Origin of the sequence: Pseudomonas sp. GW460-12-10-14-TSB1, from assembly GCF_017349775.1 — a bacterium.
Taxonomy (GTDB): domain Bacteria; phylum Pseudomonadota; class Gammaproteobacteria; order Pseudomonadales; family Pseudomonadaceae; genus Aquipseudomonas; species Aquipseudomonas piscium.
The window spans coordinates 71743-94657 of the sequence record NZ_JACNAC010000008.1; the positions used below are offsets into that span (position 1 = coordinate 71743).

The following is a 22915-nucleotide window of genomic DNA, read 5'->3' on the forward strand; positions in this document are numbered from 1 at the left end:
TTCAGTCGGGCTCGCCGGGTTTTGGCGTGCGTGCCAGGCAATAGACATCGACCCGTCGCGCCCCGGCCGTGAGCAGCAGCCGCGCCAGGGCGTGGGCGGTCGCGCCGGTGGTGAGCACGTCGTCCACCAGCGCCAGGTGCCGGCCACGGACCACTGACCCGGGCATCAGGGCGAAGGCGTGGCGCAGGTTGCGTTGCCGCGCCCTGGCATCCAGGCCTTGTTGCGATGGCGTGTCCTGGGTGCGTTGCAACGAGGTTTCGTCGCAGGGGATCTGCAGAATCTCACCCAGCCAACGTGCGAGCATCGCCGCCTGGTTATAGCCGCGCTGACGCAGGCGCTTGCGGGCCAGGGGCACCGGCAGCAGGGCGTCGGGTCGCATCAGGTCCTCGCTAAAGCGATGTTGCAGCGATTGCGCGAGAAGTTCGGCCAAAAGACGGCCAAAGGGCCATTTGCCGTTGTGCTTGAAACGGCTGACCAGGCTGTCGACCGGAAAGCCATAACGCCAGGGCGCCACCACCTGGGCGAAGGCGGGCGGCTGCTTGAGGCACTGGCCGCAGGTCAGGCCGGCCGCGGGCAAGGGCAGGGCGCATACCTGGCAATGATCGCCGAGCCACGGCAGTTCGGTTTCACAGGCGGTACAAATGGCTTGGGGCGTGTCGGTCGGCTCGTCGCAGAGTAAACAGGTCTGTTTGTTTTTTAACCAGATGTAAACCTGTCCTTGGTAATATGGTTGACACTGCATGGCGCTTCCTTAAATATGCCCAACATCCGTGTCGCGGCTGTGGGTATTCCCTTCCCGCCGCCGCTTGCCAAGCATAATCAAGGAATCGCCCATGAGCGCCAGCACCACCGCCAATCTGCGTCATGACTGGACTTTGGCTGAAGTCAAAGCCCTCTTCGTCCAGCCGTTCAATGACTTGCTGTTCCAGGCGCAGACGGTGCACCGCGCGCATTTCGACGCCAACCGCGTCCAGGTTTCCACCCTGTTGTCGATCAAGACCGGCGCCTGCCCGGAAGATTGCAAATATTGTCCGCAGTCCGGTCACTACAACACCGGCCTGGAAAAAGAAAAGCTGATGGAAGTGCAGAAGGTCCTCGAAGAGGCCGCACGCGCCAAGGCCATAGGTTCGACCCGTTTCTGCATGGGCGCGGCCTGGAAACACCCGTCGGCCAAAGACATGCCGTACGTGCTGGAAATGGTCAAAGGCGTGAAAGCCATGGGCCTGGAAACCTGCATGACCCTCGGTCGCCTGGACCAGGACCAGACCGAAGCGCTGGCCAAGGCCGGCCTGGACTACTACAACCACAACCTCGATACCTCGCCGGAGTTCTACGGCAGCATCATCACCACCCGCACCTACAGCGAGCGCCTGCAGACCCTGGCCTACGTGCGCGATGCCGGGATGAAGATCTGCTCCGGCGGCATCCTCGGCATGGGCGAGTCCCTCGATGATCGCGCCGGCCTGCTGATTCAATTGGCCAACCTGCCGGAGCATCCGGAGTCGGTACCGATCAACATGCTGGTGAAAGTGGCCGGCACGCCGTTGGAAAACTCCGAGGATGTCGATCCGTTCGACTTCATCCGCATGCTCGCCGTGGCTCGTATCCTGATGCCGAAATCCCACGTGCGCCTGTCCGCCGGCCGCGAAGCGATGAACGAGCAGATGCAGGCCCTGGCGTTCTTCGCCGGTGCCAACTCGATCTTCTACGGCGAGAAGTTGCTGACCACCGCCAACCCGCAGGCCGACAAGGACATGCAACTGTTCGCGCGCCTGGGCATCCAGCCGGAAGCCCGCGAAGAGCACGCCGACGAGGTGCACCAGGCCGCCATCGAGCAGGCATTGGTGGAGCAGAAGAGCAGCGAGCAGTTCTATAACGCTGCCGTCTGATCTGCTGCCTCTGTAGGAGCGAGGCTTGCCCGCGAATGGTTCACCGCGTGAGCCAGGGACACAGAGGTGTCTGGATTGCGGGCAAGCCTCGCTCCTACAAGGATGATGTTTCTTTTCTTGCCTGCGAGGCCTGCATGTCTTTCGATCTCCGCGCGCGTCTCGCTGCCCGTCGTGCCGAAAACCTCTACCGTCAGCGCCCACTGCTGGAAAGCCCGCAAGGGCCGCAAGTGGTGGTCGACGGCCAGCCGTTGCTGGCGTTCTGCAACAACGATTACCTGGGCCTGGCCAATCACCCGCAAGTGATCGAAGCCTGGCGCGCCGGCGCGTTCCGCTGGGGCGTGGGCGGTGGCGCTTCGCACCTGGTGATCGGCCACAGCACGCCCCACCACCAGTTGGAAGAAGCCCTGGCCGAGTTCACCGGTCGCCCGCGGGCATTGCTGTTCACCACCGGTTACATGGCCAATCTCGGCGCGGTCACAGCGTTGGTGGGGCAGGGCGACACGGTGCTGGAAGACCGCCTCAACCACGCTTCGTTGCTGGACGCCGGCCTGCTTTCCGGCGCGCGTTTCAACCGTTACCTGCACAACGATGCCGAGAGCCTGGCCAAGCGCCTGGAGAAAGCCACTGGCAATACCCTGGTGGTCACCGATGGCGTGTTCAGCATGGACGGCGACCTGGCCGACTTGCCGGCGCTGGCCCGCGAAACCCGGGCCAAGGGCGCCTGGCTGATGGTGGACGACGCCCATGGGTTCGGACCGCTGGGGGCCAACGGCGGAGGTATCGTCGAGCACTTCGGCTTGAGTCAGGAAGATGTGCCGGTCCTGGTGGGCACCCTCGGCAAGGCGTTCGGCACCGCCGGCGCCTTTGTCGCCGGCAGCGAGGAACTGATCGAAAGCCTGATCCAGTTCGCCCGTCCCTATATCTACACCACCAGCCAGCCGCCGGCCCTGGCCTGCGCCACCCTGAAAAGCCTGGAGTTGCTGCGCAGCGAACACTGGCGGCGTGAGCACCTGAACACGCTGATCCGCCAGTTCCGCCTGGGCGCCGAGCAGATCGGGCTGACCCTGATGGACAGCTTCACGCCGATCCAGCCGATCCTGATCGGCGACAGCGCGCGGGCGATTCGCCTGTCGCAGAGGCTGCGCGAACGCGGCCTGATGGTCACCGCGATTCGTCCGCCTACCGTGCCTGCGGGGAGCGCCCGCCTGCGGGTGACCCTGTCCGCCGCCCACAGTGAGGCTCAGGTCCAGCTATTGTTGAATGCACTGGCGGATTGTTTTAGCGAACTGGGACCGGAGCCAAGCCATGCGTGATCGACTGATTCTGCTGCCCGGTTGGGGTCTTGGCGTATCGCCGCTGGAGCCCTTGGCAGCGGCGCTGCAGGGGCTGGACGAACACCTGCGGGTCGAGATCGAGCCGTTGCCGGAGCTGGAGTCCAGCGACCTGAATGAGTGGCTCGACGAACTGGACGCCAGTGTGCCGGACAACGCCTGGCTCGGTGGTTGGTCACTGGGCGGCATGCTGGCTTCCGAGCTGGCGGCGCGTCGTGGCGAGCGCTGTTGCGGTCTGCTGACGTTGGCCAGCAATCCCTGTTTCGTGGCGCATGCCGAATGGGCGAGCGCGATGCCGGGGGAGACCTTTGACGGGTTTCTGGCCGGCTGTAACGCCGACCCGCGTGCCACCCTCAAGCGCTTCAGCCTGTTGTGCGCCCAGGGCGCCGAAGATCCACGCGGTCTGTCGCGCCTGCTGTCTGGCGGCGCGCCGCATACCTCGGGCGCGGTGTTGATGGCCGGTCTGGAGCTGTTGGCGCAGTTGGACACTCGCCATGCCCTGCAGGCGTTTCGTGGGCCGCAGTTGCATCTGTTCGCCGGGCTCGACGGCTTGGTGCCGGCCGAAGCCGCGGGGGAATTGCTGGCGTTGTTGCCCGATGTCGAAATTGGTCTGATTGAACAGGCCAGCCACGCGTTTCTTCTGGAGGATCCCCACGGTGTGGCGGGGGCGATCCAGGCTTTTTTGCATGAGTCCGGTGATGACTGATCTGTCCCTTCCCAAACTGCCCGGCAGCTTGCCCGACAAGCGCCAGGTGGCGGCTTCCTTTTCCCGCGCGGCATCCAGTTACGACAGCGTGGCGCAACTGCAGCGCGACGTCGGTAACGAGTTGTTGAGCCGCTTGCCGCAAGACCGCGAGCCTGGCCGCTGGCTGGACATGGGCTGCGGCACCGGTTATTTCAGCCGTCTGCTGGGCGAGCGTTTCCAGGCCAGCGAAGGGCTGGCGCTGGACATCGCCGAAGGCATGCTTGAGCACGCCCGTCCGCTGGGCGGGGCGCAGCATTTCATTGCCGGCGATGCCGAGCGTTTGCCGTTGCAGGGGCAGAGCTGCGAGCTGATCTTTTCCAGCCTGGCGGTGCAGTGGTGCGCGGATTTCCGTTCGGTCCTCAGCGAGGCGCATCGGGTGCTGAAGCCGGGTGGCGTGCTGGCATTTGCCAGCCTGTGCGTCGGTACGTTGTACGAATTGCGCGACAGTTGGCGTCAGGTCGACGGCATGGTGCATGTCAACCGCTTCCGTGAGTTCAGCACTTATCAACAGCTGTGCGCGGCGAGCGGTTTGCATGTACTCAGCCTGGAGACCCGCCCTCATGTGCTGCACTACCCAGATGTGCGCAGCCTGACCCATGAGTTGAAAGCGCTGGGGGCACACAACCTCAACCCAGGACGGCCCGGTGGGTTGACAGGGCGGGCGCGGATCAAGGGCCTGATCGACGCTTATGAACAGTTTCGTCAAGCGCAGGGACTGCCCGCGACGTACCAGGTGGTCTACGCCGTATTGGAGAAGCCGCTATGAGCCAAGCCTATTTCGTTACCGGAACAGACACCGATGTTGGCAAGACCACCATCGCCGCTGGCTTGCTGCATGCCGCGCGCCTTTCGGGGCTGAGCACGGCGGCGGGGAAACCGGTGGCTTCGGGCTGCGAGCTGACCCCCAAGGGGCTGCGTAACGCCGATGCCTTGGCCCTGTTGGCCGAATGTTCGTTGCCGTTGACCTACGACGAGGTCAATCCACTGGCCTTCGAACCGGCGATCGCTCCTCATCTGGCGGCTCGCGAGGCCGGCGTAGCGTTGACTGTGCAAACCTTGCTGGCGCCCATGCGCCAGGTGCTGGCCAAGGGGGCGGACTTCACTCTGATCGAAGGGGCCGGCGGCTGGCGTGTACCGCTGGCCGACCAGGACAACCTGTCCGACCTGGCCATGGCCCTGGATCTGCCGGTGATCCTGGTGGTGGGCGTGCGTCTGGGCTGCATCAACCATGCCCTGCTGACAGCCGAGGCGATTGCCCAGGACGGTTTGCAGCTGGCGGGCTGGGTGGCGAACATCATCGAGCCGAAGACTTCGCGGCTCGAGGAGAACCTCGCCACGCTGGCGGAGCGTTTGCCCGCACCTTGTCTGGGCCGGGTCCCAAGATTGAAGACGGTCAGCGCCGAAGCGGTGGCCGAGCATCTGCAACTGGACCTGCTTGACTAGATTTTGCCTATGGTAAGGCACTGTGCCATTAGTGTTTTTGACGGGTCTTTTCCTGGCGCGTCTGGTTCAATAGCCACTGTTCATTCTTTGCAGGGTCGAGTTCTCCCATGGAAATTTCCGGGAATACCGCTTTCTACGCCGGCCTGAGTACCGTGCAGACCGGGCAGAACCGTGTCGATCAGGCTGCCAGCCAGATCGCCAGCACGACCATCGAACGTTCTGTCACCAGCCAGTCTTCCGAAGTCCAGGTCGAGCGCTTGCGATCCGTCGACCGCAGCCAGCAATCGGACCTGGCCAGCAACATGGTCGAGATGTCCATGGGCAAGCTCCAGGCGGAGCTGGGTGTGAAAGTCGCCAAGGCCGCCGATGAAGTGCTCGGTACGCTGATCGACACCTACGCTTGACCCTCCTTCGGTAGCCCTGCCCGTTTTTGTGGGCAGGCTGACCCGCGCAAAAATCTCCTGCACAGCCTCATCTTCCGTCTTGCTGGCCTGCCAGCTCCTACACTCAATTTAGCTTCCAAATATTTCACGGCATTCGCTGTGGGCCTTTGCGTGCAAGGCTTGCAGAGGAGCGATGACGAACGGTGTTTGCGTGGTGCTTGACAAGGTTTGGGCGTAAACGTATGTTTCAAACAACTGTTTGACCGCCACAATAAATCAACGCGGTCGTTCATTCCCGGTTACATCAGCAGAGGTTTATCGCTATGCCTGACTACAAGGCCCCCTTGCGTGATATTCGCTTCGTTCGTGACGAGCTGCTCGGCTATGAAGCGCACTATCAGAGCCTGCCGGCTTGCCAGGACGCTACTCCAGACATGGTTGACGCCATCCTCGAGGAAGGCGCGAAGTTTTGTGAGCAGGTACTGGCCCCTCTGAACCGTGTGGGTGACCTGGAAGGCTGCACCTGGAGCGAGTCCGGCGTTAAGACCCCGACTGGCTTCAAAGAGGCTTACAAGCAATTCGTCGAAGGCGGCTGGCCAAGCCTGGCTCACGATGTCGAGCATGGCGGTCAAGGCCTGCCGGAGTCCCTGGGCCTGGCTGTCAGCGAAATGGTCGGCGAAGCCAACTGGTCGTGGGGCATGTACCCAGGCCTGTCCCATGGCGCGATGAACACCATCTCCGAACACGGCACGCCTGAGCAGCAAGAGGCTTACCTGACCAAGCTGGTATCCGGCGAGTGGACCGGCACCATGTGCCTGACCGAACCGCACTGCGGCACCGACCTGGGCATGCTGCGCACCAAGGCCGAACCTCAGGCCGACGGTTCCTACAAAGTCACCGGCACCAAGATCTTCATCTCGGCCGGTGAGCACGACATGGCCGACAACATCGTCCATATCGTTCTGGCCCGCCTGCCGGATGCGCCGGCTGGCACCAAAGGCATCTCGCTGTTCATCGTGCCGAAGTTCCTGCCGAACGCCGATGGCACTGTCGGCCAGCGCAACGCCGTGAGCTGTGGTTCCCTGGAACACAAGATGGGTATCCACGGCAACGCCACCTGCGTGATGAACTTCGACGCGGCCACCGGTTTCCTGATCGGCCCGGCGAACAAAGGCCTGAACTGCATGTTCACCTTCATGAACACCGCTCGCCTGGGCACCGCGCTGCAAGGCCTGGCCCACGCCGAGATCGGTTTCCAGGGCGGCTTGAAATACGCTCGCGATCGTCTGCAAATGCGTTCCCTGACTGGCCCGAAAGCGCCGGACAAGGCCGCTGACCCGATCATCGTGCACCCTGACGTACGCCGCATGCTGTTGACCATGAAGGCTTTCGCCGAAGGCAACCGTGCCATGGTCTACTTCACCGCCAAGCAGGTCGACATCGTCAAATACGGCGTGGACGAAGAAGAGAAGAAGAAAGCCGACGCACTGCTGGCCTTCATGACTCCGATCGCCAAGGCCTTCATGACCGAAGTCGGCTTCGAAGCCGCCAACCACGGTGTGCAGATCTACGGTGGCCACGGCTTCATCGCCGAGTGGGGCATGGAGCAGAACGTTCGCGACAGCCGCATTTCCATGCTGTACGAAGGCACCACCGGCATCCAGGCGCTGGACCTGCTGGGCCGTAAAGTGCTGATGACCCAAGGCGAAGCTTTGAAAGGCTTCACCAAGATCGTCCACAAGTTCTGCCAGAGCAACGAAGGCAACGAGTCGGTCAAAGAGTTCGTCGCACCGCTGGCTGCACTGAACAAGGAATGGGGCGAGCTGACCATGAAGGTCGGTATGGCTGCCATGAAAGACCGTGAAGAAGTCGGTGCCGCGTCCGTGGACTACCTGATGTACTCCGGTTATGCCTGCCTGGCTTACTTCTGGGCCGACATGGCGCGTCTGGCTGCCGAGAAGCTGGCTGCCGGTACCACCGAAGAGGCGTTCTACACCGCCAAGCTGCAGACCGCGCGCTTCTACTTCCAGCGCATCCTGCCGCGTACCCGCACTCACGTTGCGGCCATGCTGTCGGGTGCCAACAACCTGATGGACATGAAAGAAGAAGATTTCGGCCTGGCTTACTAAGCCTTACCGAGGTCCATTCAGAAGCCGCTTCTCCTTCGGGAGAAGCGGCTTTTTTATGCGCGGGATGAATCTGAAAATAATCCGACTAAAACGTTAAGAAGAAGCCGATCCCTGCCGTTACAGAGGTGGCAATGTGACACGTGTCACATTTGTCGTGTTTTACTGCGCCTGATGAAGGCATAGTGCCATCTACTGTTTAGCCGCGTCGGAGCTTTACCCTTGCCGCGTTCTTCAGCTGTACGTTTCAGCCATTTTCTACCCTCATTGTTACTCTTGCTTGCGGGGCTCGCGGCTGCCTACGTCAAGGATCTCAACGTCTTCTTCACCTCACTGTTCAACGTCTTGCCTACCTTGGTGCTGTTGCTCGGCGGTGCCTACTGCGCGGTGTATCGGCGTCAGCGTGAACTGTTCCTGATGGTCACGGTGTACATCGCCTATTTCCTGCTCGATACCCAGACCGACTATTACCGCGACAACGGCAAGGTGCGCGAGGATGCGGCCGTGGTGTTCCACTTGGTCTGCCTGCTGCTGCCGCTGCTGTTCGGCCTGTTCGCGGCCTGGCAGGAGCGCACCCACCTGTTCCAGGACATGGTGGCGCGCTTTGCCGTACTGCTCGCCTTTGGCAGTGTGGCGCTGGGGTTGGAGCAGAGTTATCCCCAGGCGTTGCTGGCCTGGCTGGCGGAAATTCGTTGGCCGGCCCTGCATGGCGCCTGGATGAGCCTGATCCAGTTGTCGTACCCGGTGTTTCTTGCGGCCTTCCTGTTGCTGGCGATCCAGTACTGGCGCAACCCGCGCCCGCTGCATGCGGCGCAGTTGGTGGGGTTGCTGGGCTTGTTCTGGATGCTGCCCAAGACCTTCATCCTGCCCTTTACCCTGAACATCATGTGCAGCCAGGTGATGTTGATGATCGCCGCGGCCGTTGCCCATGAGGCGTATCAGATGGCCTTCCGCGACGAGCTGACCGGCTTGCCGGGCCGCCGCGCCTTGAACGAACGCATGCAGCGCCTGGGCCGCAACTATGTGCTGGCGATGAGTGATGTCGATCACTTCAAGAAATTCAACGACACCCACGGCCACGATGTGGGTGACCAGGTGCTGCGCCTGGTCGCCAGCAAGCTGTCGAAAGTCAGTGGTGGCGGTCGCGCCTACCGTTATGGCGGCGAGGAGTTTGCAGTGGTGTTCGCCGGCAAGACCCTCGAGGAATGCATGCCGCACCTGGAAGTCATTCGCGAGACCATCGCCAACTACAACATCCAGTTGCGCAATCAGGAGAACCGCCCCCAGGACGACCAGCAAGGGCGTCAGCGCCGGGGCGCGGCCGGGGCGTCCAGTGTGTCGGTGACCGTCAGTATCGGTGTCGCCGAGCGGCAGATGGAGCACCGCACGCCGGAAGAGGTGCTCAAGTCTGCCGACCAGGCGCTGTACAGCGCCAAGGGCGCGGGGCGTAACTGCGTCATGGCCTTCGGTCAGAACCGCCGTGGCGCAGTGCGCATGGACACCGCTGCGGGTTGAGTGATAACGGCGCATTCAGCGTCTGGACTGTGATTGGCAGGTCTTATGAGCGGCAGTAGGTTGGATCGATCTGCTGCCGGAGAAACCACCATGCCCGAGTACAAAGCTCCCCTGCGCGACATGCGTTTTCTGATCGATCACGTCTTCGACTTTCACGCCAGCTACGCCACTCTGGGGGCCAGCGATGCCAGCCCGGACATGGTGGCCGCGATTCTCGAAGAAGGGGCGAAGTTCTGTGAGAACGTGCTGGCGCCGCTGAACCGCTCCGGCGACGAAGAAGGCTGCCATTTCGACAATGGCGTGGTCACCACGCCCAAAGGCTTCAAGCAGGCTTTCGCCCAGTATGTCGAAGGCGGCTGGCACGGCCTGGCGGCGGACCCAAACTACGGCGGCCAGGGCCTGCCGCATTCACTGGGACTGGTGATCAGCGAGATGGTCGGCTCCAGCAACACCTCCTGGGGCATGTACCCGGGCCTGACCCACGGTGCCATGTCGGCGATTCACGCCCACGGCAGCGAAGAGCAGAAGCAGACCTACCTGAGCAAGCTCACCGCCGGCCAATGGACCGGCACCATGTGCCTGACCGAAGCCCATTGCGGCACCGACCTGGGCATCATCAAGACCCGTGCCGTGCCCCAGGCCGACGGCAGCTATGCGGTCTCCGGCAGCAAGATTTTCATCTCGGCCGGCGAGCACGACATGAGTGAAAACATCATCCACCTGGTGCTGGCCAAGCTGCCGGATGCGCCGGCGGGCACCAAGGGCATTTCGCTGTTCATCGTGCCCAAGTTTTTGCCCAACGCCGAAGGCGAGGCGGGCGAGCGCAATGCTGTGAGTTGCGGCTCCATCGAACACAAGATGGGCATCAAGGCTTCGGCCACCTGCGTGCTGAACTTCGATGGCGCCAAGGGATTTCTGATCGGTGAGGCCAACAAAGGCCTGAACTGCATGTTCACCATGATGAACCACGCGCGTCTCGGTACCGGAATGCAGGGGCTGTGCCTGGGCGAGGCAAGCTTCCAGGGCGCGATCAAATACGCCAACGACCGCCTGCAGATGCGCTCCCTGACCGGGCCGAAGGCGCCGGACAAGGCCGCCGACCCGATTATTGTCCACCCCGATGTGCGGCGCATGCTGCTGACTATGAAGGCCTTCAACGAAGGCAATCGCGCCCTGGCCTATTTCACCGCGCAGTTGCTGGATGTGGCGCACTTGGCCGCTGATGAAACCCAGCGTCAGGATGCCGAGAACCTGTTGGCCTTCCTGACACCGATCTGCAAGGCCTTCATGACTGAAACCGGGCTGGAAGTGACCAACCACGGCATGCAGGTGTTTGGCGGTCATGGCTTCATCCGCGAATGGGGCATGGAGCAACTGGTGCGCGACTGCCGCATCGCCCCGATCTATGAAGGCACCAACGGCATCCAGGCCCTGGACCTGCTGGGGCGCAAGGTGCTTGGCAGCCAAGGCAAGCTGCTGATGGGCTTCACCAAGATCGTCCACAAGTTCTGTGCGGCCAATGCCGAGCATCCACAGCTCAAGGGGCATGTGGCGCAGCTCAATGGGCTCAACCAGCAGTGGGGCGCGTTGACCACCAAGGTCGGGATGGCGGCGATGAAGAACCCCGACGAAGTCGGCGCTGCGGCGCTGGATTACCTGATGTACAGCGGTTACATCATTCTCGCCTACCTGTGGCTGCGCATGGCGTTGGTGGCCCAGGCCCGGCTGGATGCCGGTGAAGAGGATGCCGATTATTGCCAGGCCAAGCTGGTGACCTGCGAGTTCTACTTCAAGCGCCTGCTGCCGCGCACGGCGGCCCATCAGGCAGCGATCGAGGCGGGCAGCGACTGTCTGATGAAGTTGCCGGCGGAGCTGTTTGCACTCTAGGTTTTCATGTAATCGTCCATCGCGGGCAAACCCATTCCTGCAGACTTTTGCGGGGGTGGGTTTGTCTGCGATTTGGCGTGACTAAAAATTACATAAAAGTCATGAGTTGACCCTATGTGTCGCAAAAGTTGTTCGGGTACACTCGAGGTTTCGTAAATGGGGCCGTTCGGGCCCACTTGTTTAGATCTTGCGAGGTTTGCCATGGCTGACTACAAAGCGCCCCTGCGCGATATGCGCTTCGTCCTCAATGAAGTTTTCGAGGTCGCCAAACTCTGGGCCGAACTGCCTGCTCTGGCCGACACTGTCGACGCTGAAACCGTCGAAGCGATTCTTGAGGAAGCCGGCAAGGTCACCGGCAAAAGTATCGCCCCGCTGAGCCGCGGCGCGGATGAAGAGGGCTGCCACTGGAGCGACGGCGCGGTCACCACGCCCGCAGGTTTTCCACAGGCCTATCAGACTTATGCCGAAGGCGGCTGGGTCGGCGTCGGTGGCGATCCGACCTACGGCGGCATGGGCATGCCCAAGGCGGTATCGGCCCAGGTCGAGGAAATGGTCAACTCGGCCAGCCTGTCGTTCGGCCTCTATCCGATGCTGACCGCGGGCGCCTGCCTGTCGATCAACGCCCACGCCAGCGAAGAATTGAAGGCGGCCTACCTGCCGAACATGTATGCGGGCGTCTGGGCCGGCTCCATGTGCCTCACCGAGCCCCATGCCGGCACCGACCTGGGGATCATCCGCACCAAGGCCGAACCGCAGGCCGATGGCTCCTACAAGGTCAGCGGTACCAAGATCTTCATCACCGGCGGTGAGCATGACCTGACCGAGAACATCATCCACCTGGTGCTGGCCAAGCTGCCGGACGCACCGGCGGGGCCGAAGGGCATTTCGCTGTTCCTGGTGCCGAAGTTCCTGGTCAACGTCGACGGCAGTCTGGGCGCGCGCAACCCGGCGAACTGCGGGTCGATCGAACACAAGATGGGCATCCAGGCCTCGGCCACCTGCGTGATGAACTTCGACGAAGCCGTCGGTTACATCGTCGGCGAGCCGAACAAAGGCCTGGCGGCGATGTTCACCATGATGAACTACGAACGTCTGGGCGTCGGTATCCAAGGCCTGGCCTCGGGCGAGCGTTCCTACCAGAACGCCGTGGAGTACGCCCGCGATCGCCTGCAAAGCCGTTCGCCCACCGGCCCGCAAGCCAAGGACAAGGTCGCTGACCCGATCATCGTGCACCCCGATGTGCGTCGCATGCTGCTGACCATGAAGGCCGCGAACGAAGGCGGCCGTGCGTTCTCCACCTATGTGGCCATGCAGCTGGATACCGCCAAGTTCAGCGAAGACGCTGTAGTACGTAAGCGCGCGGAAGATCTGGTGGCCCTGCTGACGCCGGTGGCCAAGGCCTTCCTCACCGACCTGGGGTTGGAAACCACGGTTCACGGCCAGCAGATCTTCGGCGGCCACGGCTACATCCGCGAGTGGGGCCAGGAACAGCTGGTGCGCGATGTGCGCATTACCCAGATCTATGAAGGCACCAACGGCATCCAGGCGCTGGACCTGGTCGGGCGCAAGATCGTCGGCAGCGGCGGGGCGTTCTACAAGCTGTTTGCGGACGAGATTCGCCATTTCACTGCGACCGCCAGCGCTGATCTGGCCGAGTTCACCAAGCCATTGAATGATGCGCTGGATAACCTCGACGAACTGACTGCCTGGCTGCTGGATCGGGCCAAGACCAATCCGAACGAAATCGGCGCGGCCTCGGTCGAATACCTGCAAGCGTTCGGATACACGGCGTACGCCTACATGTGGGCGTTGATGGCGAAAGCCGCGCTGGGCAAGGAGTCGCAAGACGATTTCTACGCCAGCAAGCTGGGAACCGCGCGCTTCTACTTCGCCCGTCTGCTGCCGCGTATTCACTCGCTGAGCGCATCGGTGAAGGCGGGTAGCGAATCACTGTTCCTGCTGGATGCGGCGCAGTTCTGAGTACATGGGTGTCATGTAAGCATTCTCTTACATGACGTGCTGCTAATCACCCATATCGGCAGATTGGATCCAGAGCTAATCTACTTCACATGGACGTCGCGCAGGAAGCGCAAAGCAATAACACGGACACGTAGGATTCCGCCAGGATGGTGGAGTGAAAAGGATGTCAGGGAAACAGTCTGCAAAGCCCCGCTTCGGCGGGGTTTTCTTTTGCCCGCGTTTTTTATCTGCGCTGCTTCAGCCTAGCCCCTCCAGCGTCGCCGGGCCTGTCATCCGCCCATCCGGGCCGCTCATTTCTTCTTCCAGCAAGGTTCTCAGCAACTCCAGGGTTGCCTGCTGACGCTGCACATCACGACATACCAGCCCCACTTTCAACGGCACCCTCGGTTCGCTCAGCGGTTTCCATAACAGGTCCGTATGGCTATGGGTCTGACGTGAGCGCCCCGGCAGGACCGTCGCCAGGCGGGTGTTGGGCAGGCTGTCGAGAATCCCCGCCATATTGTTCAGTTCCGCCTGCACCTGTGGCCGGCGTCCGAGATTGGCCAGTTGCGCCTGCCAGATCTGGCGTATCTGGAACTCCTCGCCCAGCAACAGCATGGGCAGTTCCGCAGCCTGGCTCATGGAAACTTTCTTGAATTCGCGCAGGGGATGTTCGGCGGGAATCACCAGGGTCAACTCATCTTCGTACAACTGCACACCGTGCAACCCTGGCTGGCGCGGCGGCAGGTAACTGATGCCGATATCCAACGAGCCATTGAGCAGGCGCCGTTCGATTTCCAGGCCGGTCAGTTCATAGATCTGCACCACCAGATGCGGCTGGGCCTTGCGCACCCGCTCGAGCATTTGCGGCACCAGGCTGCTGTGCACGGTTTGCAGTACGCCGATCGCCAGCGTGCGCAGGGCCTGGCCCTTGAAGTTACCCAAGGCTTCGCGAGCCCGCTGCATGCCGTCGAGCAAGGGCAGGGCATGGTTGTACAGGGTATGGGCCGCCAGGGTCGGCAGCAGGCGCTTGCTGCTGCGCTCGAACAGGCTGACGTCGAGGTTCTGTTCCAACTGACGGATCTGTTGCGAGAGCGCGGGTTGGGAGATCGACAGGCGCTCGGCGGCACGTCCCACGTGGCCTTCTTCATACACCGCGACGAAATAACGCAGTTGTTTAAAATCCATAAGTTCTGCTTATCGAAAAAGCTGGAAAATCGAAATGGCCCGATATGCCACAGAAGCCTAGTCTAACCCCTATTCACAGGGCTTACAGGGCCAGAAGGCGCGATGAATACCGTTTACGTGGATGGCGTTTACATAGGCAAGGCAAAAAACCTCGGACAGGGTTTGATCAGTGATACGGACAAACGTCCGGTTGCAAACCGGCTCTGGTTATGGCCGCAGGGCCTGGGCAGCGACGAACACGGCGACCCACGGTTTCATACCGGCCCGGAGCGGGCGCTGCACCATTATCCCGCCGAGCACTACAGCTACTGGCGCAAGCGTCATCCACAGATCGACTGGTGCGCCCCGGCCTTTGGCGAAAACCTGTCTACCCACTGCCTGACCGAAGAGCAGGTCTGCCTGGGCGATATGTTCCGCTGGGGCGGCGCGCTGCTGCAGGTCAGCCAGCCACGTTCGCCCTGTTATCGCCTGAGCCACCGCTGGGGCATCCCCGACCTGCCACAACAGGCGCAAAACAATGGTCGCTGCGGCTGGTTCTACCGGGTGCTCAAACCCGGCTTCGTCAGTGCCGATCAGCCCTTCGAGCTGATCCAGCGCAGTTATCCGGGGTTGACCGTGGCCTGGGCCCTGCGCTGTTTTTATCGAGAACCTCTGGAGCATGCGGGCTTGAAGAAACTGGTGGACTGTCCGGCACTGGCGTCGCGTTGGCGCGACATCGCGATCAAGCGCATGCGCACCGGCCTGGTCGAGGATTGGTCCTCGCGGTTGCTGGGCCTGCCGCTGGAGGGGTTGAGCGCATGAACCTGTTCAGCCTGCGTCGCCCTCAGCCGAGCCTTGATGATCTGGCGGCCGAGCCCTGCCTGTCGCCGACGAGCGACAACCTTTCCAGTGAGTGCCTGATGCCCAGCGTCCAGCGACCCCATCCAGTATTTGTACGCGGCCAGGGCTCATGGTTGTGGGACAGTGATGACCGCGCCTATCTCGATTTCGTCCAGGGCAACGCCGCCAACAGTCTTGGCCATAGCCCCTCGGCGCTGGTCAAGGCGCTGACGGCCCAGGCCCAGTCGCTGATCAACCCCGGCTCGGGCTTTTACAACCGCGGCATGCTCAACCTCAGCGAGCGCTTGTGCCGCAGCACTGGCAGCGACCAGGCCTATCTGCTGAGCAGTGGCAGCGAAGCCTGCGAGGCAGCGATCAAGCTGGCCCGCAAATGGGGCCAGCTGCATCGCGGTGGGGCCGCGAAGATCATCACCGCCACCGGTAGCTGTCACGGTCGCAGCTTCGCGGCAATGTCGGCGTCGGCAAGCCCGAACATCGCCAATCGTTTCGAGCCACAGTTGGCGGGTTTCAGCCATGTTCCTTTCAACGACCTGCCGGCTTTGCATGCTGCGGTGGACGCGCAAACCGTGGCGATCATGCTCGAGCCGATCCAGGGCGAGGCCGGGGTGATTCCGGCGACCGAGCATTACCTCAAGGGTGTCGAGCGCCTGTGTCGCGAGCTGGGCATCCTGCTGATCCTGGATGAAGTGCAGACAGGCGTCGGCCGCTGCGGCACCTTGCTGGCCGAACAGGTCTATGGCGTGCGCGCCGACATCGTTGTCCTGGGTAAAGGCCTCGGCGGTGGTGTGCCCTTGGCGGCCTTGCTGGCGCGGGGCAAGGCCTGCTGCTTCGAGGTGGGAGAGCTGAATGGCACCCATCACGGCAATGCCCTGATGACTGCCGCGGGCCTGGCGGTGCTCGATAGCGTGCTGGACAACAGCTTTCTCGAGCATGTACGGGAAAACGGTCAGTACTTACGCGAAGGGCTGGCCCGCCTGGCTAACCGTTATGCCCAGGGAGAGCTGCGCGGGCAGGGCTTGTTCTGGGGGCTGAGCCTGGCTGACGACTCGGCCGAGGCTGTGGTCAAGGCAGCCCGCTACGAGGGGCTGTTGCTGGCCGCGACGCAGTCGGACTGCCTGCGGTTCACCCCGGCGCTGACGGTGAGCAAAGCCAATATCGACGAAATGCTGCTGCGCCTGGCGCGGGCCTTTTCGCGAGTACGTACCGCGCAGCTGCAATGCCGCAAGGGGCTGGTGGTTTGAAGCCGGCCCTGATCCCGACATATCCGATCTTGCCCTGACAGAATTCCCGAACCGTCTCGCGGTATAACGCATCGCCCCGTGTCCGATTTTTCGCACGGGGCGTTTTTTTGTCTCGGGCTTTTGCAAAACCGCCATCAGGTCTTGAAGGCCATCATCCAGGGAGGGTTCCTTAGGCCCATCCGCCAGGACGGTGGGGCTGCATGGGTGAAAGACCACCGGGCAGCTTGGGTTGAATCTATATATCACTGAGTGGTATGTTTTTTGGAAGGGAAGCCATGACCATCAGGTTGTTCAAAACCAAAGGTTTTGCTGTCGCGGCGAAAAAAGCCTTGATCCATGACGACGAGTTGCTGGCCGCATTCGGCGAGTTATGCCGCGGCCAGGCTGACGATCTGGGTGGTGGGGTCTGGAAAAAACGCCTGAACGCCAACCGCCATCGTTCGATCGTCCTGGCCAGAGGCCGGCGTTACTGGGTGTTCCAGTTCCTGTTCGCCAAGCAGGACCAGAGCAATATCAGCCACCAGGAACTGCAGGCGTTCCGCGCGCTGGCCAAGGCTTACGAAGGGCTGGATGGCTGGCAGATCCAGCAGCTACTCGAGATGAAAGCGTTTGTGGAGATCAGACATGAGCAAGCCATTCAAGACTGAAGCCCTTGAATCGATACATGAGTCGGCCAGTGCCCTGCACGCCATCGGCGCCATTGGCAAAACCACCATGCGCCAGTTCGATGAGGCCTGTATCGCGCCAGTCCCGGCGAATATTCCCGCGGAGCAGATCAAGCTGCTGCGCGAGCGGAGCAACGTCAGCCAGCCGGTCTTTGCCCGCTACCTGAACACCAGCGCGTCCACGGTGAAGCAGTGGGAGTCCGGAGAGAAACACCCGAGCGGCATGGCGCTCAAGCTGCTGAGCATCGTGCAAAAACATGGCCTGGAAATACTGGCGTGAGCCGGCACTGAAACGCCGGCCAGCCTGGGGATAAAAACTGGCCCTTGGCCAGAATCGACTGAACCCCGCCGAACGCCACGGGTCGACTAGCTGTGAGGCTCGTACGAGTCGATTTCTATCAGGAGCTACCCCATGGACTTTATCCGCATCATCATCGCCATTCTGTTGCCGCCATTGGGAGTGTTTCTGCAGGTGGGGTTCGGCGGTGCGTTCTGGCTGAATATCCTGCTAACCCTGTGCGGCTACATCCCGGGCATCGTGCATGCGGTGTACATCATCGCCAAGCGCTGAGCCTGACGCCCGCTCCCGTACAGGAGCGGGCTTGTCTCCCTTGGGCGCCGACTACTGCGGTGTGCCCGTCTGTTCCATTACCCGTCGATAAAACAGCCATTCCTGTTCCAGGGCGTGGGCCTGATTGGCGGCCTTGCGAAAGCCATGGCGTTCATCCGGGTAATAGTGCGCTTCTGCCGCAATGCCGTTGTCCTGCAGGGCCTCGAGCATGTCCCGGGTCTGCTGGGGCACCACCACGGCGTCGAGTTCGCCCTGGAAGAAAATCACCGGTACGCGAATATTGCCGGCATGCAACAGCGGGGTGCGGGCCTTGTAGCGTTCGGCATCCTGTTCGGGGTCGCCGATCAGCCAGTCCAGGTAGTCGCCTTCGAACTTGTGGGTGGCTCGCCCCAGGGCGATTGGGTCGCTGACGCCATACAGGCTGGCGCCGGCACGGAACACATCGGCGAAGGCCAGGGCGCAAAGGGTGGTGTAGCCGCCGGCACTGCCACCGCGAATGAATGCCTGGTCGCCATCGATCAGGCCTTGTCGGGCCAGATAGGCGACCACCGCGCAGGCGTCCTGCACATCCACCTCGCCCCAACTCAGGTGCAGGGCCTGTCGGTACTCGCGGCCATAGCCGGTGCTGCCGCGATAGTTCAGGTCGGCCACGGCGAAACCCCGTTGCGCCCAGTACTGGATGCGCGGGTCGAGTATCGGGTAACAGGCCGAGGTCGGGCCGCCATGGATGAACACCACCAGCGGCGGCCGATCGCCATCGCTCATGGCTGGGTAGAAAAAGCCGTGGGCCTCGCCCTGGCCGCTGGGGTAGCGCAGAGTTTGCGGGCGGCTGATCTGTTCGGGCAGCAGAGGCGCCACACCGCCTGCCAGGACTGTGACCTGCTGCGACTGACGATCAATGGCGATGATTGCGGACGGACTGACAGGTGAAGCCGCTATGCAGTAGATAAACCGCTCATCCAGCGCCAGGTTGCGGAAGCGGCTGTAGTCACCGCTGAAGTCCTGCTGTGAACCCTCGGCCAGGCGCAGCCCCAGACGGCCGAAGCCGTCTTGCGTCCAGGTACCCAGCCAGCTGTCGCCACCCAGCGGCAGCCAGGTGCAGCCGCCCAATTGCCAGGGCGCCGGGGCGTGATCGGCGGCGGCGCAGGGCAGCGCCTGCAGGCCGCTTGGGGTTTCACCCCAGGGCTGCCAGAAGCCGGCGCGGTCGGTCAGGCAATACAGGCGGCCGGTTTCATCGAAGCGTGGCTGTTGCAGCGACTCTTCTACACCGTCGCCAGCCAGGCACCTTGGGTCATCCCAACGGCCATTGGCCAGGTGCTCGGTGACCATCAGGCGGGTGGAGGTCCAGGGCTGATGCGGTCGATCCCATTCGATCCAGGCCAGGCGTTGACCGTTCGGGCTCAAGGCGGGAGCAGCGTAGAAGTCGGCCCCTTCGGCCAGCAACTGGCGCTTGCCGTTATCGGAGTCGATGGCCACCAGGCGATGCTGGTTGTTGTGTTCTTCCACCGCCAGCACCTGGCCGGCGGCGAACTGCAGGTCGCCATAACGGCACTCGCCGGAGGTCAGGGCTACCGGCGTTTCGCCTTGCAGCGACTGTCGGTAGAGCTGCTGATCCGCTTCGTTGACGAATACCAGCCCGTCATCGCTCAGGCAAAAGGCGCCGCCGCCGTATTCGTAGACCCGGCTGCGCACGCTGAAACCTTGCGGCGTCAGGCAGCGGACCTGGTTGTCGCGCCAGTGCCAGATCCGGCAGGCGGCATCTTCGGGGCGGTATTCGTTCCAGAACAGGCCGCTGGCGCCGAGCCGCAGCTCGGCGAAATCGATGCCGGCGGCGACGGCTTGGGCGGCGCTGAAGGATTCAGCCTTTGGCGATGAGGCGCGAGTTTCGTTCATTACGGAAGGCCAGTTGCTCGATGGTCTGGGTAGCGTGCTCGGCTTCTTCGCGGGCCTTGAGGATCACGCCGTGATGGTGCGATTTGCTGCACACCGGGTCGGCATTGCTGGCGTCGCCCGTGAGCATGAAGGCCTGGCAGCGGCAGCCGCCGAAGTCCTTTTCCTTTTCATCGCAGGAGCGGCACGGCTCGGGCATCCAGTCGTAGCCACGGAAGCGGTTGAAGCCGAAGGAGTCGTACCAGATGTGTTGCATGCTGTGGTCGCGCACATTGGGGAACTGCACGGGCATCTGCCGGGCGCCGTGGCAGGGCAGGGCGGTGCCGTCCGGCGTGACCGTGAGGAAGATGCTGCCCCAGCCGTTCATGCAGGCTTTCGGGCGTTCCTCGTAATAATCCGGGGTGACGAAAATCAGTTTGCACGGATGCCCTTCGGCTTCCAGCTTGGCACGGTATTCGTTGGTGATGCGTTCGGCGCGCACCAGTTGCTCCTTGGTCGGCAACAGGCCGACGCGGTTGAGCTGGGCCCAGCCGTAGAACTGGCAGGTGGCAAGCTCGACGAAGTCGGCTTCCAGAGCGATGCACAGCTCGATGATGCGGTCGATCCGGTCGATGTTGTGCCGATGGGTGACGAAATTCAGCACCATCGGGTAGCCGTGGGCTTTCACTGCCCGGGCCATTTCCAGCTTCTGGGCGAAGGCTTTCTTCGAGCCGGCCAGCAGGTTGTTCACCTGCTCGTCGCTGGCCTGGAAACTGATCTGGATGTGATCGAGCCCGGCCTTCTTGAAGTCGCTGATCTTCTGCTCGGTCAGGCCAATGCCCGAGGTAATAAGGTTGGTGTAGAACCCCAGCTTGCGCGCCTCGCCGATCAGTTCGGCGAGGTCCTGGCGCACCAGCGGCTCGCCACCGGAAAAGCCCAGCTGCGCGGCGCCCATTTCCCGGGCTTCGCGAAACACCTTGAGCCACTGCTCGGTGCTCAACTCCTTGCCCTGCTCGGCGAAATCCAGCGGGTTGGAGCAATACGGGCATTGCAGCGGGCAGCGGTAGGTCAGCTCGGCCAGCAGCCACAGCGGCAGGCCGACTTCCGGTTTGGGCGGTATCGGCGCTGGCGAATCAGCCAAGTTCGATCCAGTGCTGTGCACGGGCGACCTCCATGAATTGCTCTATGTCGTCACCGAGTTCGGGCACGCCGGGGAACTGGATCTCCAGCTCCTTGATGATCGCCGCGACATCCCGCTCGCCGTCGATCAACCCGCCGATCAGTGCGGCGCTCTCGTTGAGCTTGATCATGCCTTCAGGGTAGAGCAGTACATGGCCCTTCTGCGCCGGTTCGTACTGGAAGCGGTAGCCGGGGCGCCAGGTCGGGGTCTTGCTGCGATCGAAGCTCATAGGGTGATTCCTTTATGCCAGACCCGTTGTGCGGTGACGCTGTGATACGGCGGGCGATTGAGTTCGTAGGCCATGCTCATGGCGTCGAGCATGCTCCAAAGGATGTCCAGTTTGAACTGGAGAATTTCCAGCATGCGCTCCTGCCCGGCGCGGGTGGTGTAGTGCTGCAGGGTGATCGCCAGGCCGTGTTCGACATCGCGCCGCGCCTGGCCCAGGCGCGTGCGGAAGTATTCATAGCCGGCCGGGTCGATCCACGGGTAATGCTGGGGCCAGCTGTCGAGACGTGATTGGTGGATCTGCGGTGCGAACAGCTCGGTCAGCGAGCTGCTGGCGGCTTCCTGCCAGCTGGCGCGGCGGGCGAAGTTGACGTAGGCGTCGACGGCGAAACGCACGCCCGGCAGCACCAGCTCTTGCGAGCGCAGTTGGTCCGGATCGAGACCGACAGCCTGCCCCAGGCGCAACCAGGCTTCGATGCCACCGTCTTCGCCGGGGGCGCCGTCGTGGTCCAGCAGGCGCTGAATCCACTCGCGACGAATCTCCCGATCCGGGCAGTTGGCGAGGATCGCCGCGTCCTTGAGCGGGATGTTCACCTGGTAGTAGAAGCGGTTGGCGACCCAGCCCTGGATCTGCTCGCGGGTCGCCCGGCCTTCGTACATCGCCACGTGGTACGGATGGTGGATGTGGTAGTAGGCGCCCTTGGCCCGCAGGGCCTGCTCGAATTCGGCGGGGGACATTGCTGTGTCAGTCATTGCGGTTCTCCGGGGAACAACCGTGGATAGTGTTGCCTGATCGGGCCTCATCGCGGGCAAGCCTCGCTCCTACGGACAGCGCTACCTGTAGGAGCGAGCGGGCGGCGATCCGACTTGCCCGCGATAGCTCCTGTGGTTACAGCTCGATACTCATGCCGTCGTAAGCCACTTCAACGTTACGCCGCGCCAGCTCCGCGCGTTCGGCGGAATCCTCGTCGAGGATCGGGTTGGTGTTGTTGATGTGGATAAGAATCTTGCGCTGCTCTGGCAACTGCTCCAGCACTTCCAGCATGCCGCCGGGGCCGTTCTGCGCCAGGTGGCCCATTTCCCGCCCGGTCCGGGTGCCGACGCCGCGGCGCTGCATCTCGTCGTCTTCCCACAGGGTGCCGTCCACCAGCAGGCAGTTGCTACCGCTCATGATTTCCAGCAGCGCTGCGTCGACCTTGCCCAGTCCTGGGGCGTAGAACAGCTTGCCGCCGGTGCGCAGGTCTTCGACGATCAGGCCGATGTTATCGCCCGGGTGCGGGTCGAAGCGATGGGGCGAATAGGGCGGTGCGGCGCTGCGCAACGGCAGCGGGCTGAAACGCAGGTTCGGGCAGGCCGGGATGGTGAAGCTCTGGTCGAGTTCGATGCGGTTCCAGTTCAGCCCGCCGTTCCAGTGGGTGAGCATGGTGAACAGCGGGAAGCCGCTGCTGAGGTCTTCATGGACCATGTCGGTGCACCAGACCTGATGCGGGCAGCCTTCGCGCAGGCTGAGCAGGCCGGTGGTGTGGTCGATCTGACTGTCCATCAGGATGATCGCGCTGATCCCGGTGTCGCGCAGGGCGCGGCCCGGTTGCATCGGGGCGAAGCTCTGGAGCTGGGCGCGGATGTCCGGCGAGGCGTTGCACAGGACCCAGTTCACACTGTCATCGGAAATGGCGATGGACGATTGGGTGCGAGCCTTTGCCCGCAGGCTGCCGTCGCGAAAGCCCGCGCAGTTCGCGCAGTTGCAGTTCCACTGCGGAAAACCGCCACCGGCGGCGGAACCTAGAATCTGGACAAACATGGCCGCTCCATCAGGTTAAAGCTGAAAATAAAAACGCCCCGGCGAGCCGAGGCGTTG

Annotated in this window: 22 protein-coding genes; 15 read left to right on the forward strand and 7 right to left on the reverse strand. The window is 62.5% G+C overall.

Going from position 1 to position 22915, the window contains the following annotated elements:
- Position 1: 1 nt before the first annotated feature.
- Positions 2-742, reverse strand: coding sequence for a ComF family protein (locus J4D52_RS07805; RefSeq protein ID WP_102676400.1), 741 nt, complete (start codon positions 740-742; stop codon positions 2-4).
- Positions 743-833: 91 nt separating this feature from the next.
- Between J4D52_RS07805 and bioB the strand changes: the two genes are divergently transcribed.
- From bioB to J4D52_RS07855, 10 genes are all read left to right on the forward strand, one after another.
- The gene (gene bioB / locus J4D52_RS07810; protein ID WP_007926062.1) at positions 834-1889 is read left to right on the forward strand and encodes a biotin synthase BioB; all 1056 of its coding nucleotides are present in this window, start codon (positions 834-836) and stop codon (positions 1887-1889) included.
- A gap of 134 nt (positions 1890-2023) precedes the next feature.
- On the forward strand, positions 2024-3202 hold the full coding sequence (gene bioF, locus J4D52_RS07815) for an 8-amino-7-oxononanoate synthase (protein WP_025807315.1): 1179 nt from the start codon (positions 2024-2026) through the stop codon (positions 3200-3202).
- Complete coding sequence (locus J4D52_RS07820) at positions 3195-3926, forward strand: alpha/beta fold hydrolase (protein ID WP_102676399.1); 732 nt, start codon at positions 3195-3197, stop codon at positions 3924-3926. Before bioF ends, J4D52_RS07820 begins: the two co-directional genes overlap by 8 nt.
- Positions 3919-4731: a malonyl-ACP O-methyltransferase BioC gene (gene bioC / locus J4D52_RS07825; protein ID WP_053281176.1), complete on the forward strand. Its 813-nt coding sequence runs from the start codon at positions 3919-3921 to the stop codon at positions 4729-4731. Before J4D52_RS07820 ends, bioC begins: the two co-directional genes overlap by 8 nt.
- Positions 4728-5408, forward strand: coding sequence for a dethiobiotin synthase (bioD, locus tag J4D52_RS07830; protein ID WP_053281175.1), 681 nt, complete (start codon positions 4728-4730; stop codon positions 5406-5408). Before bioC ends, bioD begins: the two co-directional genes overlap by 4 nt.
- A 107-nt stretch (positions 5409-5515) precedes the next feature.
- Positions 5516-5812: a pyrroloquinoline quinone biosynthesis protein PqqE gene (locus tag J4D52_RS07835; protein WP_102676398.1), complete on the forward strand. Its 297-nt coding sequence runs from the start codon at positions 5516-5518 to the stop codon at positions 5810-5812.
- Between the two features lie 302 nt (positions 5813-6114).
- Entirely contained in the window at positions 6115-7920 is a 1806-nt protein-coding gene (locus J4D52_RS07840; RefSeq protein WP_025807319.1) for a phenylacyl-CoA dehydrogenase, read from the forward strand.
- Between the two features lie 219 nt (positions 7921-8139).
- Positions 8140-9432, forward strand: a complete 1293-nt coding sequence (locus J4D52_RS07845) for a GGDEF domain-containing protein (RefSeq protein WP_025807320.1) — start codon at positions 8140-8142, stop codon at positions 9430-9432.
- 90 nt (positions 9433-9522) lie between these two features.
- Positions 9523-11319, forward strand: a complete 1797-nt coding sequence (locus J4D52_RS07850; RefSeq protein ID WP_102676397.1) for an acyl-CoA dehydrogenase C-terminal domain-containing protein — start codon at positions 9523-9525, stop codon at positions 11317-11319.
- Positions 11320-11520: 201 nt separating this feature from the next.
- Positions 11521-13299 carry an acyl-CoA dehydrogenase C-terminal domain-containing protein gene (locus J4D52_RS07855; RefSeq protein ID WP_102676396.1) on the forward strand — a complete coding sequence of 593 codons (1779 nt, stop codon included), beginning with the start codon at positions 11521-11523 and terminating at the stop codon, positions 13297-13299.
- 237 nt (positions 13300-13536) lie between these two features.
- Here the strand turns inward: J4D52_RS07855 and J4D52_RS07860 are convergent, their stop codons facing one another.
- Complete coding sequence (locus J4D52_RS07860) at positions 13537-14466, reverse strand: LysR family transcriptional regulator (RefSeq protein ID WP_009045905.1); 930 nt, start codon at positions 14464-14466, stop codon at positions 13537-13539.
- 102 nt (positions 14467-14568) lie between these two features.
- On the opposite strand from J4D52_RS07860, the gene J4D52_RS07865 reads away from it, so the two are divergent.
- The 5 genes from J4D52_RS07865 to J4D52_RS07885 all read left to right on the forward strand — a co-directional run bounded on the left by J4D52_RS07865 (position 14569) and on the right by J4D52_RS07885 (position 17783).
- The gene (locus tag J4D52_RS07865) at positions 14569-15267 is read left to right on the forward strand and encodes an MOSC domain-containing protein (RefSeq protein ID WP_063433220.1); all 699 of its coding nucleotides are present in this window, start codon (positions 14569-14571) and stop codon (positions 15265-15267) included.
- Positions 15264-16547, forward strand: a complete 1284-nt coding sequence (locus J4D52_RS07870; protein WP_063433219.1) for an aspartate aminotransferase family protein — start codon at positions 15264-15266, stop codon at positions 16545-16547. Before J4D52_RS07865 ends, J4D52_RS07870 begins: the two co-directional genes overlap by 4 nt.
- A gap of 275 nt (positions 16548-16822) precedes the next feature.
- Entirely contained in the window at positions 16823-17194 is a 372-nt protein-coding gene (locus J4D52_RS07875) for a type II toxin-antitoxin system RelE/ParE family toxin (RefSeq protein ID WP_063433218.1), read from the forward strand.
- Positions 17172-17492 carry a DNA-binding transcriptional regulator gene (locus tag J4D52_RS07880; RefSeq protein ID WP_007926083.1) on the forward strand — a complete coding sequence of 107 codons (321 nt, stop codon included), beginning with the start codon at positions 17172-17174 and terminating at the stop codon, positions 17490-17492. Before J4D52_RS07875 ends, J4D52_RS07880 begins: the two co-directional genes overlap by 23 nt.
- Positions 17493-17624: 132 nt before the next feature.
- A complete protein-coding gene (locus J4D52_RS07885; RefSeq protein WP_003228885.1) occupies positions 17625-17783 on the forward strand; it encodes a YqaE/Pmp3 family membrane protein in 159 nt (52 codons plus the stop codon).
- A 51-nt stretch (positions 17784-17834) separates the two neighbouring features.
- Here the strand turns inward: J4D52_RS07885 and J4D52_RS07890 are convergent, their stop codons facing one another.
- The 5 genes from J4D52_RS07890 to pqqB all read right to left on the reverse strand — a co-directional run bounded on the left by J4D52_RS07890 (position 17835) and on the right by pqqB (position 22858).
- Positions 17835-19676, reverse strand: coding sequence for a S9 family peptidase (locus J4D52_RS07890; protein WP_063433217.1), 1842 nt, complete (start codon positions 19674-19676; stop codon positions 17835-17837).
- On the reverse strand, positions 19642-20814 hold the full coding sequence (gene pqqE / locus J4D52_RS07895; RefSeq protein ID WP_063433216.1) for a pyrroloquinoline quinone biosynthesis protein PqqE: 1173 nt from the start codon (positions 20812-20814) through the stop codon (positions 19642-19644). The genes J4D52_RS07890 and pqqE overlap by 35 nt, the downstream gene beginning before the upstream one ends.
- Positions 20786-21061, reverse strand: coding sequence for a pyrroloquinoline quinone biosynthesis peptide chaperone PqqD (gene pqqD / locus J4D52_RS07900; RefSeq protein WP_025807331.1), 276 nt, complete (start codon positions 21059-21061; stop codon positions 20786-20788). The genes pqqE and pqqD overlap by 29 nt, the downstream gene beginning before the upstream one ends.
- Positions 21058-21810, reverse strand: coding sequence for a pyrroloquinoline-quinone synthase PqqC (gene pqqC / locus J4D52_RS07905; protein ID WP_016704071.1), 753 nt, complete (start codon positions 21808-21810; stop codon positions 21058-21060). Before pqqC ends, pqqD begins: the two co-directional genes overlap by 4 nt.
- A 136-nt stretch (positions 21811-21946) precedes the next feature.
- Entirely contained in the window at positions 21947-22858 is a 912-nt protein-coding gene (pqqB, locus tag J4D52_RS07910; protein ID WP_063433215.1) for a pyrroloquinoline quinone biosynthesis protein PqqB, read from the reverse strand.
- Positions 22859-22915 lie beyond the last annotated feature (57 nt).

What these genes read in the sequence shown, in the direction of transcription:
- J4D52_RS07880 (WP_007926083.1), top strand. Translation starts at nt 17,172, where the DNA reads ATGAGCAAGCCATTCAAGACTGAAGCCCTTGAATCGATACATGAGTCG.
- J4D52_RS07850 (WP_102676397.1), top strand. Translation starts at nt 9,523, where the DNA reads ATGCCCGAGTACAAAGCTCCCCTGCGCGACATGCGTTTTCTGATCGAT.
- J4D52_RS07870 (WP_063433219.1), top strand. Translation starts at nt 15,264, where the DNA reads ATGAACCTGTTCAGCCTGCGTCGCCCTCAGCCGAGCCTTGATGATCTG.
- bioC (WP_053281176.1), top strand. Translation starts at nt 3,919, where the DNA reads ATGACTGATCTGTCCCTTCCCAAACTGCCCGGCAGCTTGCCCGACAAG.
- J4D52_RS07835 (WP_102676398.1), top strand. Translation starts at nt 5,516, where the DNA reads ATGGAAATTTCCGGGAATACCGCTTTCTACGCCGGCCTGAGTACCGTG.
- pqqC (WP_016704071.1), bottom strand. Translation starts at nt 21,810, where the DNA reads ATGACTGACACAGCAATGTCCCCCGCCGAATTCGAGCAGGCCCTGCGG.
- J4D52_RS07820 (WP_102676399.1), top strand. Translation starts at nt 3,195, where the DNA reads ATGCGTGATCGACTGATTCTGCTGCCCGGTTGGGGTCTTGGCGTATCG.
- bioB (WP_007926062.1), top strand. Translation starts at nt 834, where the DNA reads ATGAGCGCCAGCACCACCGCCAATCTGCGTCATGACTGGACTTTGGCT.
- J4D52_RS07855 (WP_102676396.1), top strand. Translation starts at nt 11,521, where the DNA reads ATGGCTGACTACAAAGCGCCCCTGCGCGATATGCGCTTCGTCCTCAAT.
- bioD (WP_053281175.1), top strand. Translation starts at nt 4,728, where the DNA reads ATGAGCCAAGCCTATTTCGTTACCGGAACAGACACCGATGTTGGCAAG.
- J4D52_RS07865 (WP_063433220.1), top strand. Translation starts at nt 14,569, where the DNA reads ATGAATACCGTTTACGTGGATGGCGTTTACATAGGCAAGGCAAAAAAC.
- J4D52_RS07860 (WP_009045905.1), bottom strand. Translation starts at nt 14,466, where the DNA reads ATGGATTTTAAACAACTGCGTTATTTCGTCGCGGTGTATGAAGAAGGC.
- pqqB (WP_063433215.1), bottom strand. Translation starts at nt 22,858, where the DNA reads ATGTTTGTCCAGATTCTAGGTTCCGCCGCCGGTGGCGGTTTTCCGCAG.
- J4D52_RS07890 (WP_063433217.1), bottom strand. Translation starts at nt 19,676, where the DNA reads ATGAACGAAACTCGCGCCTCATCGCCAAAGGCTGAATCCTTCAGCGCC.
- J4D52_RS07885 (WP_003228885.1), top strand. Translation starts at nt 17,625, where the DNA reads ATGGACTTTATCCGCATCATCATCGCCATTCTGTTGCCGCCATTGGGA.
- J4D52_RS07840 (WP_025807319.1), top strand. Translation starts at nt 6,115, where the DNA reads ATGCCTGACTACAAGGCCCCCTTGCGTGATATTCGCTTCGTTCGTGAC.
- bioF (WP_025807315.1), top strand. Translation starts at nt 2,024, where the DNA reads ATGTCTTTCGATCTCCGCGCGCGTCTCGCTGCCCGTCGTGCCGAAAAC.
- pqqD (WP_025807331.1), bottom strand. Translation starts at nt 21,061, where the DNA reads ATGAGCTTCGATCGCAGCAAGACCCCGACCTGGCGCCCCGGCTACCGC.
- J4D52_RS07875 (WP_063433218.1), top strand. Translation starts at nt 16,823, where the DNA reads ATGACCATCAGGTTGTTCAAAACCAAAGGTTTTGCTGTCGCGGCGAAA.
- J4D52_RS07805 (WP_102676400.1), bottom strand. Translation starts at nt 742, where the DNA reads ATGCAGTGTCAACCATATTACCAAGGACAGGTTTACATCTGGTTAAAA.